The sequence below is a fragment of the Kitasatospora sp. NBC_01302 genome (genome assembly GCF_035976515.1).
In the GTDB taxonomy this organism is placed as follows: Bacteria; Actinomycetota; Actinomycetes; order Streptomycetales; family Streptomycetaceae; genus Kitasatospora.
In genome coordinates this window covers 1383780-1399013 of the sequence record NZ_CP108404.1, presented here as the reverse complement: position 1 = coordinate 1399013, position 15234 = coordinate 1383780, and the positions used below count along the sequence as shown (strand labels likewise).

16 protein-coding genes and 1 pseudogene are annotated in these 15234 nt (G+C 71.8%); 12 read left to right on the top strand and 5 right to left on the bottom strand.

Annotation, left to right across the window (positions count from 1 at the left end; all coding sequences use genetic code 11):
* Positions 1–135 precede the first annotated feature (135 nt).
* The 3 genes from OG294_RS06300 (at position 136) to OG294_RS06290 (ending at position 3855) form a co-directional block, all read left to right on the top strand.
* A complete protein-coding gene (locus OG294_RS06300) occupies positions 136–975 on the top strand; it encodes an SDR family oxidoreductase (protein ID WP_327065414.1) in 840 nt (279 codons plus the stop codon).
* 358 nt (positions 976–1333) lie between these two features.
* Positions 1334–2815 (top strand): cytochrome ubiquinol oxidase subunit I, encoded by a 1482-nt coding sequence (locus OG294_RS06295; protein ID WP_327065413.1) that lies wholly within the window; start codon positions 1334–1336, stop codon positions 2813–2815.
* A complete protein-coding gene (locus OG294_RS06290) occupies positions 2815–3855 on the top strand; it encodes a cytochrome d ubiquinol oxidase subunit II (protein WP_327065412.1) in 1041 nt (346 codons plus the stop codon). The genes OG294_RS06295 and OG294_RS06290 overlap by 1 nt, the downstream gene beginning before the upstream one ends.
* Positions 3856–3908: 53 nt before the next feature.
* On the opposite strand, the gene OG294_RS06285 is transcribed toward OG294_RS06290, so the two are convergent.
* The 3 genes from OG294_RS06285 to OG294_RS06275 are packed head-to-tail and all read right to left on the bottom strand — an operon-like array spanning position 3909 to position 6813.
* On the bottom strand, positions 3909–4037 hold the full coding sequence (locus tag OG294_RS06285; protein ID WP_327065411.1) for a hypothetical protein: 129 nt from the start codon (positions 4035–4037) through the stop codon (positions 3909–3911).
* A 1-nt stretch (position 4038) separates the two neighbouring features.
* Positions 4039–4986 (bottom strand): cyclase family protein, encoded by a 948-nt coding sequence (locus OG294_RS06280; protein ID WP_327065410.1) that lies wholly within the window; start codon positions 4984–4986, stop codon positions 4039–4041.
* A 6-nt stretch (positions 4987–4992) separates the two neighbouring features.
* Entirely contained in the window at positions 4993–6813 is a 1821-nt protein-coding gene (locus OG294_RS06275) for a glycoside hydrolase family 15 protein (protein ID WP_327065409.1), read from the bottom strand.
* Positions 6814–7199: 386 nt separating this feature from the next.
* Here OG294_RS06275 and OG294_RS06270 point away from each other — a divergent pair, with 386 nt between their 5' ends.
* From OG294_RS06270 to OG294_RS06230, 9 genes and pseudogenes are all read left to right on the top strand, one after another.
* Positions 7200–7757, top strand: coding sequence for a gluconokinase (locus OG294_RS06270; protein WP_327065408.1), 558 nt, complete (start codon positions 7200–7202; stop codon positions 7755–7757).
* A gap of 192 nt (positions 7758–7949) precedes the next feature.
* Entirely contained in the window at positions 7950–8870 is a 921-nt protein-coding gene (locus OG294_RS06265; RefSeq protein ID WP_327065407.1) for an aldose 1-epimerase family protein, read from the top strand.
* Between the two features lie 161 nt (positions 8871–9031).
* The gene (locus OG294_RS06260) at positions 9032–9220 is read left to right on the top strand and encodes a hypothetical protein (protein ID WP_327065406.1); all 189 of its coding nucleotides are present in this window, start codon (positions 9032–9034) and stop codon (positions 9218–9220) included.
* The gene (locus tag OG294_RS41015; protein WP_442789312.1) at positions 9180–9611 is read left to right on the top strand and encodes a family 1 glycosylhydrolase; all 432 of its coding nucleotides are present in this window, start codon (positions 9180–9182) and stop codon (positions 9609–9611) included. The genes OG294_RS06260 and OG294_RS41015 overlap by 41 nt, the downstream gene beginning before the upstream one ends.
* A gap of 99 nt (positions 9612–9710) precedes the next feature.
* Positions 9711–11000 (top strand): MFS transporter, encoded by a 1290-nt coding sequence (locus OG294_RS06250; protein ID WP_327065405.1) that lies wholly within the window; start codon positions 9711–9713, stop codon positions 10998–11000.
* Positions 11001–11063: 63 nt separating this feature from the next.
* Positions 11064–11687 carry a GNAT family N-acetyltransferase gene (locus OG294_RS06245; RefSeq protein ID WP_327065404.1) on the top strand — a complete coding sequence of 208 codons (624 nt, stop codon included), beginning with the start codon at positions 11064–11066 and terminating at the stop codon, positions 11685–11687.
* A 73-nt stretch (positions 11688–11760) separates the two neighbouring features.
* A pseudogene (locus OG294_RS06240) lies at positions 11761–12342 on the top strand (GNAT family N-acetyltransferase); the annotation flags it as partial.
* Between the two features lie 172 nt (positions 12343–12514).
* Positions 12515–12805 carry a hypothetical protein gene (locus OG294_RS06235; RefSeq protein WP_327065403.1) on the top strand — a complete coding sequence of 97 codons (291 nt, stop codon included), beginning with the start codon at positions 12515–12517 and terminating at the stop codon, positions 12803–12805.
* A 212-nt stretch (positions 12806–13017) separates the two neighbouring features.
* A complete protein-coding gene (locus OG294_RS06230; RefSeq protein ID WP_327065402.1) occupies positions 13018–13959 on the top strand; it encodes an amidohydrolase family protein in 942 nt (313 codons plus the stop codon).
* Positions 13960–13991: 32 nt separating this feature from the next.
* Here the strand turns inward: OG294_RS06230 and OG294_RS06225 are convergent, their stop codons facing one another.
* Together OG294_RS06225 and OG294_RS06220 are read right to left on the bottom strand one after the other, a co-directional pair.
* Complete coding sequence (locus OG294_RS06225) at positions 13992–14285, bottom strand: MTH1187 family thiamine-binding protein (protein ID WP_327065401.1); 294 nt, start codon at positions 14283–14285, stop codon at positions 13992–13994.
* Positions 14286–14399: 114 nt separating this feature from the next.
* A complete protein-coding gene (locus OG294_RS06220; protein ID WP_327065400.1) occupies positions 14400–15149 on the bottom strand; it encodes a hypothetical protein in 750 nt (249 codons plus the stop codon).
* Positions 15150–15234 lie beyond the last annotated feature (85 nt).

Genomic DNA, 15234 nt, shown 5'->3' with positions numbered 1-15234 from the left:
CGGCGCTTCGGGCTTGTCGTGCCTGGTGGTGCTTCCCTCGCCGAGAGGGTGTGGAGCCTGGACAGAGCATGGGCACAGGAGGCGGGCAGTCCGCCACTGACCGCCGGGCCGCCCACAGATCCGAAAGGAGAAGTCGTGGCAGGCAGTGTCGGTGGGAATCGCGGGGTGATCCACTCACAGCTCCTGGCCGGGCAGAAGGCGCTGGTGACCGGTGCCAACTCCGGCATCGGCAAGGCGACGGCGATCGCACTCGGCCGGGCCGGCGCGGACGTCGTCGTCAACTATGTCGTCGGCGCGGACGAAGCCGAGAAGGTGGTCACGGAGATCGAGGCCTTCGGGGTCCGTTCCTACGCGCACGAGGCCGACGTGTCCGACGAGGAGCAGGTCGTCCAGATGGTCTCGCGCATGGTGGACGAGCTCGGCACCATCGACATCATGGTCGCCAACGCGGGCCTGCAGCGGGACGCTCCCGTCACGGAGATGACACTCGCCCAGTGGCACAAGGTCATCGACGTCAACCTCACCGGCCAGTTCCTCTGCGCCCGGGAGGCGGCCAAGGAGTTCCTGCGGCGTGGTGTCGTCCCGGAGGTGTCCCGCGCCGCCGGGAAGATCATCTGCATGAGCTCGGTCCACCAGATCATTCCCTGGTCGGGGCACGTGAACTACGCCTCCTCCAAGGGCGGCGTCGGCATGATGATGCAGACGCTCGCCCAAGAGCTGGCGCCCAGGAAGATCCGGGTGAACGCCGTCGCTCCCGGCGCCATCCGCACCCCGATCAACAAGGACGCCTGGGACACCCCCGAGGCCGAGGCCGACCTCCTGCGGCTGATCCCCTACAGCCGCGTCGGCGACCCGGAGGACATCGCCAACGCCGTCGTGGCAGTCGCCTCCGACCTGCTCGACTACGTGGTGGGCACGACGCTCTACGTGGACGGCGGAATGACGCTCTTTCCCGGCTTCGCCACCGGCGGCTGACACCTCGATGGAGGACCACATCACGCCCCGCCGAGTGACGGACCTCGGCGGGGGAGTCGCCGGGTTGTTCGCCGCGCGGGCGCCGCGCCGGTCGCCCGTCGCCGTGACCCTTGTCGACCGCTGCGCCCACCTCTTCCAGCCGCTGCTGTACCAGTGCGCCTAGAGTCGGCCAAGGACGCCCGGGAGCGGTTCACCGGCTTCCGCAGCAGGCTCGGAGCGCTGCTCACCCGGTCGATCGTGTCCGCCTCCGGGGCGCGCCGCGAGCGCGCGGCACCTGCGCCGGAACCCGCGCTCCGACCGACCCCGCCCGGCCCGCTCACTGACCCAGCGCCACCCGGCTCGAGCCATCGAGGCACACATGCACAGCACCACGCTTCTTCTCGCGAGCGCCCCGCCCCAGATGCTGCCCGCGCGCGAGCTGATGGCCTTCACCCTGGGCTCCCACATCCTCCTGGTCCCGTTCGGTGTCGCGCTGCCCTTGATCACGCTCCTGATGCACTACCGCGGGCTGCGCAAGGGCGATGCCGTGGCCCTGAAGCTGGCCCGGCGCTGGTCGGCGGTGATGGCTGTGCAGTTCGCCATCGGGATCGTCACCGGCACCGTCCTCTCCTTCGAGTTCGGGCTGCTGTGGCCGAGGATGATGGGCCGCTGGGGGGACGTGTTCGGTCTCGGATTCGGCGTCGAGGCCTGGGCGTTCTTCCTTGAAGCCGTCCTCATCGCGATCTACCTGTACGGCTGGCGCAGGCTCAGGCCCTGGACACACTTCTGGCTCGGCGCGCCGCTGCCGCTGGCCGCGCTGCTGGGAGCGTTCGGCATCATCGCGGCGAACTCCTGGATGAACACCCCGCAGGGCTTCACCCTCGACGCCCAGGGCAATCCGGTCGACGTCACCGTGCGGCAGGCGATCTTCACGCCGATCTTCGGTCCGGAGTACTGGCACTTCGCGGTGGCGATGTTCCTGACCGCCGGCTACGTGGTCGCCGGGGTCTACGCGGTCGGCTGGCTGCGCGGACGCCGCGACCGTTACCACAGGCTCGGCTTCACCGTGCCGTTCACCGTCGCCGCGATCCTCACCCCCGTCCAGTTCTTCCTGGGCGACAACCTCGCCCGGCAGGTCTTCCACAAACAGCCGGTCAAGTTCGCCGCCGCCGAGATGGTCTGGAACACCGACACCCACGTGCCGGAGTACCTGTTCGGGCGCCTCAACGAGGACGGAACGATCTCCGGCGGCATCAAGATCCCCCAACTCGACTCGATCCTGGCCGGATTCAAGCCCAGCACCCAGGTCACCGGCCTGACCTCGGTGGCCGCCGACGACCGCCCCACCGCCACCCAGGCGACCATCGTCCACTGGACCTTCGACATCATGGCCACCATCGGCAGCCTGCTGATCCTGCTCGCCCTCTGGTACGCGTGGTGCTGGTGGCGCCGCCGTGACCTCCCCCGGTCCCGGTGGTTCTTCCGCTGCGCCGCCGTCGCCGGGGCCGCCAGTCTGCTGACCGTGGAGTGCGGCTGGATCACCACCGAGGTCGGCCGCCAACCCTGGATCGTCTACTTCAACATGCGGGTCTCCGACGCGGTCACCGCCACCCGCGCGAGTTCACTGTGGACGATGTTCGGCATCGTGGTGGCCGTGTACGTGCTCATTTTCGGCGCCTTCCTCGCCGTGCTGCTGAAGATGCGCACCCGCTGGCGGATCGCCGACGAGAGCCCGGCCGGGCGGGCCGGCGCGATCGGTCCGGAGGCCGGCACTCCGTACGGCCCGAGGGAAGCGACCGCGGCAACCACCGGAGCCGCGCCGGATCCCGGCACGCCGCGGCCACCTGGTGGCGCGTCGTGATGGCCGACGCGATCTCCTGGGTGCTGGTGCTGGCAATCGCCGCCTACGCCTGCGCCGGGGGCACCGACTACGGCGCCGGCTTCTGGGACCTGCTGGCCGGGGGAGCCGAGCGCGGCGAGCGACCCCGCTGGCTGATCGACCATGCCATGGCACCCGTCTGGGAGGCCAACAACGTCTGGCTGATCTTCGTCTTCATCATCATGTGGACCGGCTTCCCCACGATGTTCCAGGCCGTTTTCGACGCCATGTGGCTGCCACTGGCCCTGGCCGCCATCGGCCTGGTCCTGCGCGGCGCAGGCTTCGCCCTGCGCAAGCCGACCCGGCGCCTGGCCGGACGGCGGATCTACGGCGCGGTCTTCGCGGTCTCCTCACTGCTCACCCCCTTCTTCTTCGGCGTGGTCATCGGCGGCATCGCCGCCGGCCGGGTCGCGCCCGGGACCACGGCCTCCTCCGACGCCTGGGCCAATCCCACCTCCATCGTTGCCGGGCTGCTCACTGTCGCGGCCACCGCGTACCTCGGCGCCGTCTTCCTCACCGCGGACGCGCGCCGCTTCGGAGCCGACGACCTGGTCCGGTACTTCCGGCTCCGAGCGCTCTGCAGCCTCGGAGTCATCGTGGTGCTGGCGGTCATCGGCATCCCCGTCACCCACCACGACGCCGCCCACGTCCGGCACGGCCTCACCCATGGGGCCGGGTTGGCGCTCGTGATCCTCGCTGCCCTCGCCGCCGCCCTTACCGCACTGCTGCTCGCGCGGCGGGAGTACCGCTGGTGCCGCTGCACCTCGGTGGCCGGCGTCGCCCTGACCGTGGGCGCCTGGGGCCTCGCCCAGCGCCCGTACCTGCTGCCCACCTCGTTGACGGTGGCACAGGCCGCTGGAGCCGCCCACACGTTGCGCTGGTTGGCGATCGTCACGGTGATCGCGGTCGTGGTGGTCGGGCCGGCCCTCGTCCTGCTCTACCGTCTCGACACGCTCGGCGAGCTGGAACCCCTCACCGACTCCGATACGCGAGGGGCTCAGGCACCGGGCGACAACCTCTAGCCCGACCGGGGACCCTCCGGTTCGGCCGCTGTCCGGCGCGGACCAGTGGGCGTTCAGCGCAGCCGGTCGATCGGGTTGCCGTCGTGGTGGCGCAGCTCGCCGAAGTCCTGGGGGCGCAGCCGGAAGAGCGCCGCCCGTAGAACTTGGTGTTGCCATGGGCTCCCGTTCTCGGGTGTTCGCACGTCACAGGACCGCGATGGGATTGACCGGTGATCCGGTGGCGCCGGGAAGCCGGAGCGGGGCGATCACGCAGAGGAACGACCAGCGGCCCTGCTCCTCGCAGATCGGCACCAGATCCTCGAACTGCAGGTAGTCCAGCAGGTGCAGGCCCATGGCGTGGATGCCGAGAACGTGCACCGGGAAGGCCACCCCCTCCGTGGTACTGGGAGCGGTGTCGCTGTTGCCGTCGCTGCCGAGCGCCGCGACCTGCCGGTCCGCCAGGAACCCCATGGCCGTGGGGTGGAGCCCGGCGCGAGCCTCGGCCGCGTTCCACGGCCCGAGTTCGCGCTGACGGCGGCGATGGCCGACCCGCACGAAGAGCAGGTCCCCCCGGGTGACTCGCAGATGCTGCGCGCTCTCGGCGGCGGCCAGTTCCTCTCCGGTCACGTGGTCGCCGGGTTCGAGCCACGGCACGCCGCGCAGACGAGGAATGTCGAGCAGCACGCCGCGGCCGACGATTCCGTCCCGCGCCACGTCGATGGACAGCTTCGTCGCCCCGGTCGCGGTCAGGCTGCTCGCGGCCACGCCGTTGTGCAGGGTGCCGTCGTAGACGACATGGCACAGGGCGTCGATGTGGCCGTCGGCGTCGCCGTGCACGTTCATGGCGAAGCGGTCCGAGGCGAACTGCAGGCCGTTCGCCTCGATGCTGCCGTCGACGACGCCGGTCATCTGGTGCTCGCACGGCTCGGGGTTGCCGGGGCGCGCCCGGGTTTCCAGGACGGCGGCGAGCGAGACGGTTCGACCTGATCGGACCTCACCGGCAGCTGCCAGCACCTGCGTCGGTGTGAGGGTGTCCAGTGCCCCGCGGTCGGCGGTGCCCCGGACGGCCTCGCGTCGCACGCGCTGGTAGAGCGCGCGGAACTCGGCCGAACTCAGCGGTGGTGGGCCGGGGGATCCTGTGCGGGTCGCCATGGATGCTCAGCGAGCCTGTTCCCGGTCGAGTGCCGCGTCGAGGGTGGTGGCGGCCATGATCAGCGAGAGATGGGTGAACGCCTGGGGGAAGTTGCCCAGTTGCTCCCCGCTCGGCCCGATCTCCTCGGCGAAGAGACCGACGTGGTTGGCGTAGGTCTGCATCTTCTCGAAGGCGTAGCGCCCCTGCTCGGTCCGGCCGGCCCGGGCCATCGCATCGACGTAGAGGAAGGTGCAGAGGCTGAACGTGCCCTCGGAGCCTCGTAGACCGTCGGGCGAGGCGGCCGGGTCGTAGCGGTAGACGAGGCTGTCGGAGACGAGTTTGCGGTCGATGGCGTCCAGCGTGGACAGCCAGCCCGGGCCCTTGGGCGCGAGGAAGCCGACCCGGGGGATGAGCAGCAAGGACGCGTCCAGCACGTCCCCGTCGTAGTGCTGGACGAGAGCCTGCTCCTTGTCGCTCCACCCGCGGGTCATCACCTGCTCGAGGATGGCGTCGCGGGCGGTGGTCCAGCGCGCGAGGTCGGCGGGCCTGCTGAACTCGGTGGCCAGACGGAGCCCGGCGTCGAAGGCGGCCCAGCACATCACCCGGCTGTAGGTGAAGTCCTTGCGTCCGCCGCGGGTCTCCCAGATGCCCTCGTCGGGACGGTCCCAGGAGTCGGCGAGCCAGTCCAGGGCGGCGGCGAGCCCCTTCCACCCGTGATAGCCCGTGTGCTGGCCCACGGTGCCGCCCTCGGCCAGGGCGTAGAGCACCTCGCCGTAGATGTCGAGCTGCAACTGGTCCATGGCGGCGTTGCCGGCCCGGACCGGGGCCGAGCCGCGGTAGCCCTCGAAGTGGTCGAGGATCACCTCGGGGATGTCGGGATCGCCGTCGACCCGGTACATGATCTGCAGACGCTCGCCGTCGGACCCCGCTCGTTCGGCCAGGCGGTCGCGCAGCCAGTGGGTGAACCGGGTGGCCTCCTCGGCGAATCCGAGGTCGAGCAGCGCTCGGACGGACAGCGAGCCGTCACGGACCCAGGTGTAGCGGTAGTCCCAGTTGCGCTCGCCACCGATCTGCTCGGGAAGGCCCATGGTCGCCGCGGCGACCGGGGCGCCCGTGGGGTGGTAGGTGAGGAGTTTGAGCGTGATGGCGGAGCGGCCCACCATGTTCGGCCATCGGCCGCGGTAGGTGGAGGTGCGCAGCCAGCCCTGCCAGAAGTTGCCGATGTCGAAGAGCCGGTCACTGAGCTCCTCCACGGTGATCGGCGCGGGCGGGGCCCCGTCCGGGACGCAGACGGTGAAGGCGGCACCCGCCAGCTCCCTGGCGTTCAGCGTGACCTCTCCGCGCACGTCGTTCCCGTTGCGTTCCACGGGGAAGGTGCTCTGCAGGTATCCGGCCAGTTCCGGGGCGTGGAACACCGCGGTCTCGCCCTGGAGATCGAGTTCGTGAGGGGCACGGCCGTAGTCGAACCGCGGACGGCAGTCCAGGACGAACCGCACAGTGCCCCGCACCGCGCGCACGACGCGAATCAGCGTGTGCCGGTCGGTGGGCGTGCCCGTCCGGTCGGGTGGCATGCAGTCGATCACCTCGCCGACCCCGTCGGGGGACATGAACCGGGTCACCAGGACGGCGGTGTCGGGGTAGTAGAGCTGCTTGTACGTGACATCCGCCTCCTCCGGGGCGAAGAGGAAGTAGCAGCCCCGGTCGTGGTCGAGCAGGGCGGCGAAGATGCTGGGTGAGTCGAACCGAGGAGCTGCGAACCAGTCGACGACCCCTTGGGACGAGACGAGCGCGGCGGTCTGCAGGTCGCCCACCAGACCGTGGTCGGCGATAGGCGGATAGCGGTCCATGGTGTCTCCGCGATCTCGGGAAGATCCCCTGCGTTCCACTATCCGACCAGCCGCGAGCATGCGCTCCACGTCTGTTGCCGATGATCCCGGAATCCGCTGTGACCAGGCAGGACGTGCCTGCCCACCGGGTACTCCGGATGGACCAGTCACGTGCCTGCCAGGCATCGGCGGGCACGACCGGGACAGGCCTCGGCCTGTCCCGGTCGTGCCCGGAGAGCGGTACCGGACGAGCCGCTCGGCTTGCCGACGATCGTCCCCGCGGTGGGTGTCCTCACGCTCAGGTTCCAACGAGCGATCTGGCGGCGGATCAGCATCCGAACCGGCCGCTGACACCCCCGGCAGCACTGCGGGAGGCGACAGCCCACGAGTGCTCGGAGGATCGTGGCATGGCAACGAAGCGCGCGGATCCACCGCGCCGGACGACGATCCTCGTGGTTCTGGGCGTTTCCGGGTCAGGCAAGAGCACGGTGGCGGCCATGCTGGCCGAACGGCTCGGGCTGTCCTTCCTGGAGACGGACGACCTCCACACCCCACAGGACCGGGCCAGGATGGCCGCCGGTCATCCGCTCGCCGATGCGGACCGGTGGCCGTGGCTCGGCCGGGTCACGCGGTGGATGGATGAACAGATCGCAAGCGGCGCGTCGGGCGTCGTGGCCTGCTCGGCGCTGAAGCGATCGTACCGGGACTATCTGCGGGACGGGCGGCCGGAGGTTCGGCTGCTGTACCTGCAGGGGAGCCGGGAGCTCATCGCGTCGCGGCTGGCCGCGCGGCGGGGCCACTTCTTCCCGGTCGAGCTGCTGGCGAGTCAGTTCGAGGACTTCGAGGAGCCGGCGGCGGACGAGCACCCGTACGTGGTGCCGCTCGCGGGTTCCCCGGAGCAGACCGTCGCCAGGGCGTTGGAGCTGCTCGGTGCCGACGGGCTCAGAACGTCACCGGACAGCTGAAGGGCGCCCGGCGCGCCAGGAATCGTCTCAAAGGGCGAACCCGCCGAGCTGTTCCAAAGGCGGGATCGTGTCTCGCTTGATTTGGACCCTGCGTGCCCGCACCCTGCCGATCGAGGGGCCCGGACTCGTCGGGCCGCCACGGCGCTCGGGCTCGTGGGTTGGATCCGCCCTCAGGCAGTGCGAGGAGGCCGCGTGCGCGAGAGCCGGACCGGACGGCAGCTGACACTGCGTCATGGGAGCCAGTCCGTGGTCGTCGTCGAGCTGGGCGGCGCCCTTCGGCACTACGCGATCGGCGAACGTCCGGTTCTCGACGGCTTCGCTGCCGACGGCCGGATCACGGGAGGACGCGGCCAACTCCTGGTGCCATGGCCGAACCGGGTCGGGGGCGGCCGCTACCGGTGGCACGGGCAGGACCTGCAACTTCCGCTGACCGAGCCGGTGAACGGCAACGCGATCCACGGTCTGCTCCGCTGGACCTCGTGGCAGGTGCTGGAGGTGGCGGACAGCCGAGCCGTGCTGGAAGTCACGCTGTGGCCGCAGCCCGGCTACCCCTTCCACCTGCGGATCCGAGCCGAGTACGTCCTGGGCGACGAGGGCCTCGAGGTGGCCGTGACCGCGCTGAACCAGGGCGCGAGCGTCGCGCCGTACGGCGTCGGCCAGCATCCTTACCTCACCGTCGGTACGGCCGCGGTCGACGAAGCGGTGCTGACCGTGCCGGCGCGGAGTTGGCTCCGTACCGACGACCTGGGCCTGCCCGTGGCCGCCGAACCGGTTGCGGGCACCCCGTACGACTTCCGCACACCGAGGGCGATCGGCGCCCAGCACCTGGACACCCCGTTCGGCGATCTCGACCGGGACGCCCGCGGTCGCGCCGTGGTACGCCTGGCCCACCCGTCGGGGGAACAGGGTACGGATGTCTGGCTCGGCGAGGGGGCGGACTTCCTGCAGGTGTACACCGGCGACACCCTGCCGGAGAGGGAACGTCGTCGGGCGGTCGCCATCGAACCGATGTCCTGCCCGCCGGACGCCTTCCGCAGCGGTACGTCGATCGTCGCCCTCGGACCGGGCGAGCGGCACACCGTCAGATGGGGCATCTCGCCATGGGAGAAGTGACTGCGGCCCATGCTCCTCGACCTCGTCGTCACCGGCCTGCCCACCTGAGGTACGCGGCCGCGCTCGTGACGTTGCTCTGCGCGACGTTCGCGCCCGCTCCGGCGGGAGCCGGCACGAGCCTCTATCAGCTCGTCCAGTGAATCGTCCTGGCCGGAGGGGACGTGAGGACGAACCGGATCCTCATCGGGGCGGTCCTGATCCTGGTGCTCGCCGTCGGCTCGCAGATCCTGGCGAGCCGGCTGCACAGCCCCGCCCTGATCGTCCCGCTGCCCGTCGGCTTCACCGCAGGCGCGCTGACCAGCGACGTCAATCCCCAGCGACTGGCCCCGAGCATCACGGCCGCTCCGTAGTCCAGGCCGAGCAGCGCACTCGTCTTCCACGCGGTCGACGCCAGTACCAGGGGTCGGTCCGGCAGGCGGGTCCAGCCCGTGCGGTCCGCCCGCGCGGCCTGAGGCCGGAAGGCGAACACGATGCCAGGGTGTTCGACGGCCCGAGGGTGACCAGCAGCGCTTCGGCCTCGTCCACGTCGACTTCGCGACGCGGCGGCGAACACCGAAGGCGTCGTACGCCTGGTGCCGGGACCTGATCGACCATCACCGACACCGGCACTCAAGGCAGCTCCGGGGTCCTTGGAGGGGCCGGGAGAGGAACTTGCTGTGCTCGCAGGCAGGGTGCATGCGCCGCACTCCCGACGGCTTCCGTCGCCCGTTCCCCGGATGGATACTTCTCGCCGTGACCTGATCACCCGGAGCCGGCAAGGCAGTTGAGCACTCCCGACGGAGCGGGAGGCGAGCGCCCCGCTCCGGACCCACCTGACCCGGCCGGAAGTGAGTACTGCTCATGATCAGTGGCGAGCCCGCGGGGCCCGGGAGAGCGACCGAGCCGGCCGTGCCGGTGCCGGTGGTGGCGGTGGCCGAGCTCCGGGGCCGGGTCGGCGGCGGCTGGATCGGTGCGCTGAGCCTGGCCAACCTGGCCGTCTTCCTGGGGTTCTTCACGCCGATCCAGATCCTGCTGCCGCTGCAGCTCGAACGCCTCGACGCCGCGCACAAGGCCGACCTGCTGTCGTGGGTCACCGGGGTCGGCGCGCTCGTCGCGATGCTCGTCAACCCGCTGGCCGGTGCGGTCTCGGACCGCACCACCTCCCGCTTCGGACGTCGTCGGCCGTGGATCGTGCTGGGTGCGCTGCTCGGCGCGGGCGGCCTGCTGTACACGGCGGGCCGGCACTCGCTGCCCGGTGTCATCGTCGGGTGGGCGCTGGCGCAGGCAGGGCTGAACGTCATGCTGGCGGGGGTCACCACGCCGGTCGTCGACCAAGTCCCGGTCGGGCAGCGGGCCGTGGTCTCCGGCTGGACGGGGATCAGCCAGTCGCTGGGGCTGGTGGCGGGCGCGGGGCTGGTGACGGTGCTCGGCGGCGGCGTCCTGGCCGGCTACGGCGGGACCGCGATCGCGGTCGTCGTGCTCGGGCTGCCCTTCGTCCTCTTCTGCCGCGACCCGGTTCTCCCGCCCGCGGCGCGTGCCCCGTTCGGCCTCCGGACGCTGGCCGCCGGCTACTGGGTCAGCCCCCGCCGGTACCCCGACTTCGGCTGGGCCTTCCTCACCCGTCTGCTGATCAATCTGGGCAACGCGATCGGCACCCTTTACCTGCTCTACTACCTGACCGACGCCGTGCACTACCCGTCGCCCGACAGCGGCGTCCTCGTCCTCACCGCCGTCTACACCGCGGCCGCGCTGCTCACCGCGATCCCCGCCGGTGCGATCTCGGACCGCACCGGCCGCCGCCGGGCGCTGGTCGTCTTCTCCTGCGTGGTGATGGCCGCCGCCGCGCTGCTCCTGGCGCTGTTCCACAGCTGGCCGGTCACCATCGTTGCGGCGTTCGTGCTCGGCGCGGGGTACGGCATCTATCTGGCCGTCGACCAGGCCCTGGTCACCCAGGTGCTGCCGGTCGCCGCCGACCACGCCAAGGACCTGGGCATCATCAACATCGCCAACTCCGGTCCCCAGGTGCTCGCTCCGGCCCTGGCCGCTCCCGTCGTGTCCCACCTGGGCGGCTACGGCGGTCTCTACGCCCTCACCGCCGTGGTCACCCTGCTCGCCGCCCCGCTGGTCCACCGCATCCGCGGCGTCGCCTGAACTCCGGCCGCCGACGGCGCAATTCGCTTGCCGTCGGCGGACGACGGCATCGACAATCCGGCCATGAGCGAGCAACGGGCCGGTGCGAAGGCCGCTTTCAGTGAGAAGCCCACGCTGGTCGGCGAGCGGGTGCTGCTGCGTCCCTTCCAGCTGGCAACGGACATCGACGTGCTGCGCGGCATGCTGGCCGACCCCGAGGTCGCCCGCTTCGCCAACGGGGACCCCGGCAACACCCCGCCCCCGCCCTGGGACGAGGACGCCGAGCGGCGGATGCGGGCGTGGTACGGCAGCCGCGCCGAGCAGGCCGACCGGCTGGACCTGGCGGTGGTCGACCGCGCCACCGGTCACTGTGTCGGCGAGGTGGTGCTCAACGAGTGGGAACCCGCCAACCGCAGTTGCAACTTCCGGATCGTCCTGGCCGAAGCCGGTCGCGACCGGGGCCTCGGCACCGAGGCGCTGCGCCTGATCGTCGGCCATGGCTTCGAGCGCCTGGGGCTGCACCGCATCTCGCTCGGTCTCTTCTCCTTCAATCCGCGCGCGCGACGCTGCTACGAGAAGGCCGGCTTCGTCCTGGAGGGCGTGCGTCGCCAGGCACACCGGTTCGGGGACGAGTGGGCGGACGATCTGGTGATGGCGATCCTGGCTCCCGAATGGGAGCAGCACCGCGGCCACCCGCAGGGGCGGTGACCGACGTGCTGGCCGGGCACCGTGCGGGAGCGTCGTCACCGCGCGGGCGCGCCTGGTCCGTAGGCTGACCGGCATGTCTGAGTCGTCGAACGCCGATCGGTCCACCACCGGGCAGGGCGCCGCCGAGCCGTCGGTCGCGTCCGCTGCCACCGGCGTCCTGCGCGGCGCCCGGGTGCTGCTGCGCCCGGCCACCGCCGAGGACGTCCCGGCGCTGGTCGCGATCCGCCGCACCCCCGAGGTGTACGAGCGCTGGCGCGGCGGCGAGGACCTGGCGGCGGCGGTGGCCGAGGACCTCGCCGAGCCGGGCAGCCACCCGCTCGCGATCCTCCACCGGGGCCGGGTGGCCGGGGCGATCCAGTGGTCGGAGGAGACCGAGCCGGAGTACCGCCATGCGAGCATCGACATCTACCTCGACCCGGCCCTGCACGGTCGCGGCCTCGGCACGGACGCCGTGCGCACGCTGGCCCGCCACTTGATCACCGACCGGGGCCACCACCGGCTGGTGATCGACCCGGCCGCGGACAACGCGCCGGCCATCCGCTGCTACACCAAGGTCGGCTTCCGCCCGGTCGGCGTGATGCGCCGCTACGAGCGTGGCGCGGACGGCAGTTGGCACGACGGCCTGCTGATGGATCTGCTCGCCGACGAGCTCACCCCCGACGAGCCGGACCGTGCCGAACCGGCCCCCGGCGAGCCGGTTCCCGGGGGAGCCGGCGGACAATGACCGGACCCACCCGGTGCCTCCCCGGCGGTCCGGGGCTAACCTGCACGGTCAGGGCCAACCGCAGTACCGGGGTTGGCCAATGGTCTAACAGGGGGTGGTGTGAGTGCAGGACGCGAACTCGGGCACCGTGGACGAGTGGCCCAGCGACGGCTCGACGTACCAGGCACCGACGGCCTGTCCGCTCTGCGCGGGCGAGCTGCGGCAGGTCGAGGTCGACGCGCACACCGACAGATCCGGCCGTCTGCTGGTGAAGGCCTTCGTGCCCGGGCGGGTCTTCGCGCGCAAGAGTTCCGTGGAGGCGCTGGCCTGCCGCGGTTGCGGGCACCTGATGCTCTTCATGGCGAACCCCGAGATCATGGACGGCCCGCCGCCGCGCACTCGTCGCTGGCGCTGACGGCCGGCAACGTGGGCTGCGGCTGCGGCTGCGGCTGCGGTGCCGGGGCCGGGTCGGGGCTGGGGTCGGGGCTGGGCGAGCGGATTTCCCGGACGCCCGGCCGGTGATGCCTACCGGCCGGTAGGTTGTGCTGTGGTGATCGCACCATCAGGCATTCGATGGCCTGGAGCCCAGGCACGATCGAGAGCGAGACCGGGAGAGGTGGGCGTCGGATGGCGGAGGACCAGCAGCGCGCGGCAGGCCGGGACGCGGCAACGGCTCCCGGTGCCGCCCCGGGTACGGCGGCCGAGGCCGCCGGGGTCACCGCGTTCTGGCAGCGGCTCGGTCTGCCCGGCCTGATCGACGTGCACACCCACTTCATGCCCGAGAACGTGCTGGCCAAGGTGTGGGCCTACTTCGATGCGGCCGGTCCGCTGATCGGCCGGGAGTGGGGCATCACCTACCGCGAGGACGAGGCCGAACGCCTGGCCGTGCTGCGGGGCTTCGGCGTCCGCGCGTTCACCGCGATGCTCTACCCGCACAAGGCGGGGATGGCCGAGTGGCTCAACGGCTGGGCGGCCGGGTTCGCCGCGCGGACCCCGGACTGCCTGCACACCGCGACCTTCTTCCCGGAGCCGGGCGCCGAGCGCTACGTGGCCGAGGCGGTCGACGGCGGTGCCCGGGTCTTCAAGGCCCACCTCCAGGTGGGCGGCTACGACCCGACCGATCCGCTGTTGGACGGCGTCTGGGGTCTGCTCGCCGAGCGCGGGATCCCGGTGGTCACCCACTGCGGCTCCGGGCCGGCACCGGGCAAGCACACCGGGCCCGGCCCGATGGCCGAGGTGATGGCCCGCCATCCGGCGCTCCCGCTGATCGTGGCCCATCTCGGACTGCCCGAGTACGCCGAGTTCCTCGACCTGGCGGCCAGGTACCCGGCGGTCCACCTGGACACCACGATGGCCTTCACCGAGTTCACCGAGCGGCATTCGCCGTTCCCGCCCGACCTTCGGCCGCGCCTGCTGCAGTTGGGGGACCGGATCCTGCTCGGCACCGACTACCCGAACATCCCGTACCCCTACCTGCACGCGCTGGACTCGCTGGCCGGGCTCGACCTCGGCGACGACTGGCTCCGCGCGGTCTGCTATCAGAACGCCGCCCGGCTCTTCGGGAGGTGAGCCCCGGGCCCGGTGCGTCCCGGCCCGCCCTTTCAGCCCGCGAGGTGCCGTTCCAGCGAGGCCATCTTCCGGGTCAGCCCGTCGGTGACGCCGGCCCGGTCGTCGATCTTGATCACCGTGCTGACCCGGCTGGCGAAGGGCTTCACCGCCTCCACGGCCTCCTTGATCAGGCTCATCACCTCGTCCCAGTCGCCCTCGATCGAGGTGAACATCGCGTCGGTCTGATTCGGCAGCCCACTGGCCCGGACGACCCGTACGGCGGCGGCCACGGCCTCGGCCACGTCCTCACCGATGCCGAGCGGGGTGACGCTGAACGCGGCGATCATGATTCCTCCAAAGCGACGAGTGAGTCCGGCCCTGGGCAGCGGCCTGACGATTCGAGCCGGTCGCCAGCATGCTGTCACACCCGGGACGGGCAACCGGTGTTCGCCCACGGGCCGTCAGCCACCGTAGACACCGCGGCAGATCCTGGCCTGATCGGAGTCGGCCGGCCACCGCCCGTAGGTCTGTGCCAAGCCGCAGACCCCGGTGCCGCCTGCCCCGCCTGCCCCGCCGGTCCCGCCGCCGACCGCGGGGCCGCCACCGGCCGGTGTGCCGGGCGCCGAGCCGCCCGCGGACCCGGGCCCACTGTCGGACGGCCTGGGCGGCGGCGCCGGTGAGGGCGCCGGACGTGCCGCGGTCGGCGGCCCGCCACGCCCGGGACGGCTCGCATGTCCGGCCGGGCCCCGCGTCGCCCCCGAGCCCGACCCATCGGGGTGCGCGGGCCGGAGCGGTGGAGGTCCGGTCGGTCCGGGTGACTGGTCGTCCTCGGCCGTCGAACTGCTGCCCGGCGTCTCGGCCCGGTTCGGCTCGGCCGAACCGCCCGACGGGGCCGAGGGGGAGCCGGGGCTGTCGGCCGCCGACGACAGCCCGGTCCCAGCGCCGGGCGACACCGGCGCGCTGCCCGCCCGCTGCTCCTCGCGCAGCTCGAAGCTGTCGCTCGGCGCCACGTGCGACCGAACGGGCGGTGGCGCCCCGGCCGTGGCCGTCCCGCTCGGCCCGGGCGACCCGGCAAGGGACGACATCGGAGTCGCAGGGTCGTCGAGCCGGGCGGGCACCTGCTCCTCGCAGCCCGCCACGGTCAGCGCGACGGCGCAGCCCAGTCCGGCGACGACGGCCCGCAGCAGCGCGCGGCGCAGCGGCCGGGGCATGCGTCGGTCATCGCGGGCTGGACGGGGGAGAGAAGCGAGGTCATGGTCCATGCCGGTTCAACGAGCCGGCGGGCCGGCAGGAGAC

What these genes read in the sequence shown, in the direction of transcription:
- OG294_RS06230 (WP_327065402.1), top strand. Translation starts at nt 13,018, where the DNA reads ATGGCGGAGGACCAGCAGCGCGCGGCAGGCCGGGACGCGGCAACGGCT.
- OG294_RS06275 (WP_327065409.1), bottom strand. Translation starts at nt 6,813, where the DNA reads ATGGACCGCTATCCGCCTATCGCCGACCACGGTCTGGTGGGCGACCTG.
- OG294_RS06245 (WP_327065404.1), top strand. Translation starts at nt 11,064, where the DNA reads ATGAGCGAGCAACGGGCCGGTGCGAAGGCCGCTTTCAGTGAGAAGCCC.
- OG294_RS06220 (WP_327065400.1), bottom strand. Translation starts at nt 15,149, where the DNA reads ATGCCCCGGCCGCTGCGCCGCGCGCTGCTGCGGGCCGTCGTCGCCGGA.
- OG294_RS06250 (WP_327065405.1), top strand. Translation starts at nt 9,711, where the DNA reads ATGATCAGTGGCGAGCCCGCGGGGCCCGGGAGAGCGACCGAGCCGGCC.
- OG294_RS06295 (WP_327065413.1), top strand. Translation starts at nt 1,334, where the DNA reads ATGCACAGCACCACGCTTCTTCTCGCGAGCGCCCCGCCCCAGATGCTG.
- OG294_RS06225 (WP_327065401.1), bottom strand. Translation starts at nt 14,285, where the DNA reads ATGATCGCCGCGTTCAGCGTCACCCCGCTCGGCATCGGTGAGGACGTG.
- OG294_RS06270 (WP_327065408.1), top strand. Translation starts at nt 7,200, where the DNA reads ATGGCAACGAAGCGCGCGGATCCACCGCGCCGGACGACGATCCTCGTG.
- OG294_RS06290 (WP_327065412.1), top strand. Translation starts at nt 2,815, where the DNA reads ATGGCCGACGCGATCTCCTGGGTGCTGGTGCTGGCAATCGCCGCCTAC.
- OG294_RS06280 (WP_327065410.1), bottom strand. Translation starts at nt 4,986, where the DNA reads ATGGCGACCCGCACAGGATCCCCCGGCCCACCACCGCTGAGTTCGGCC.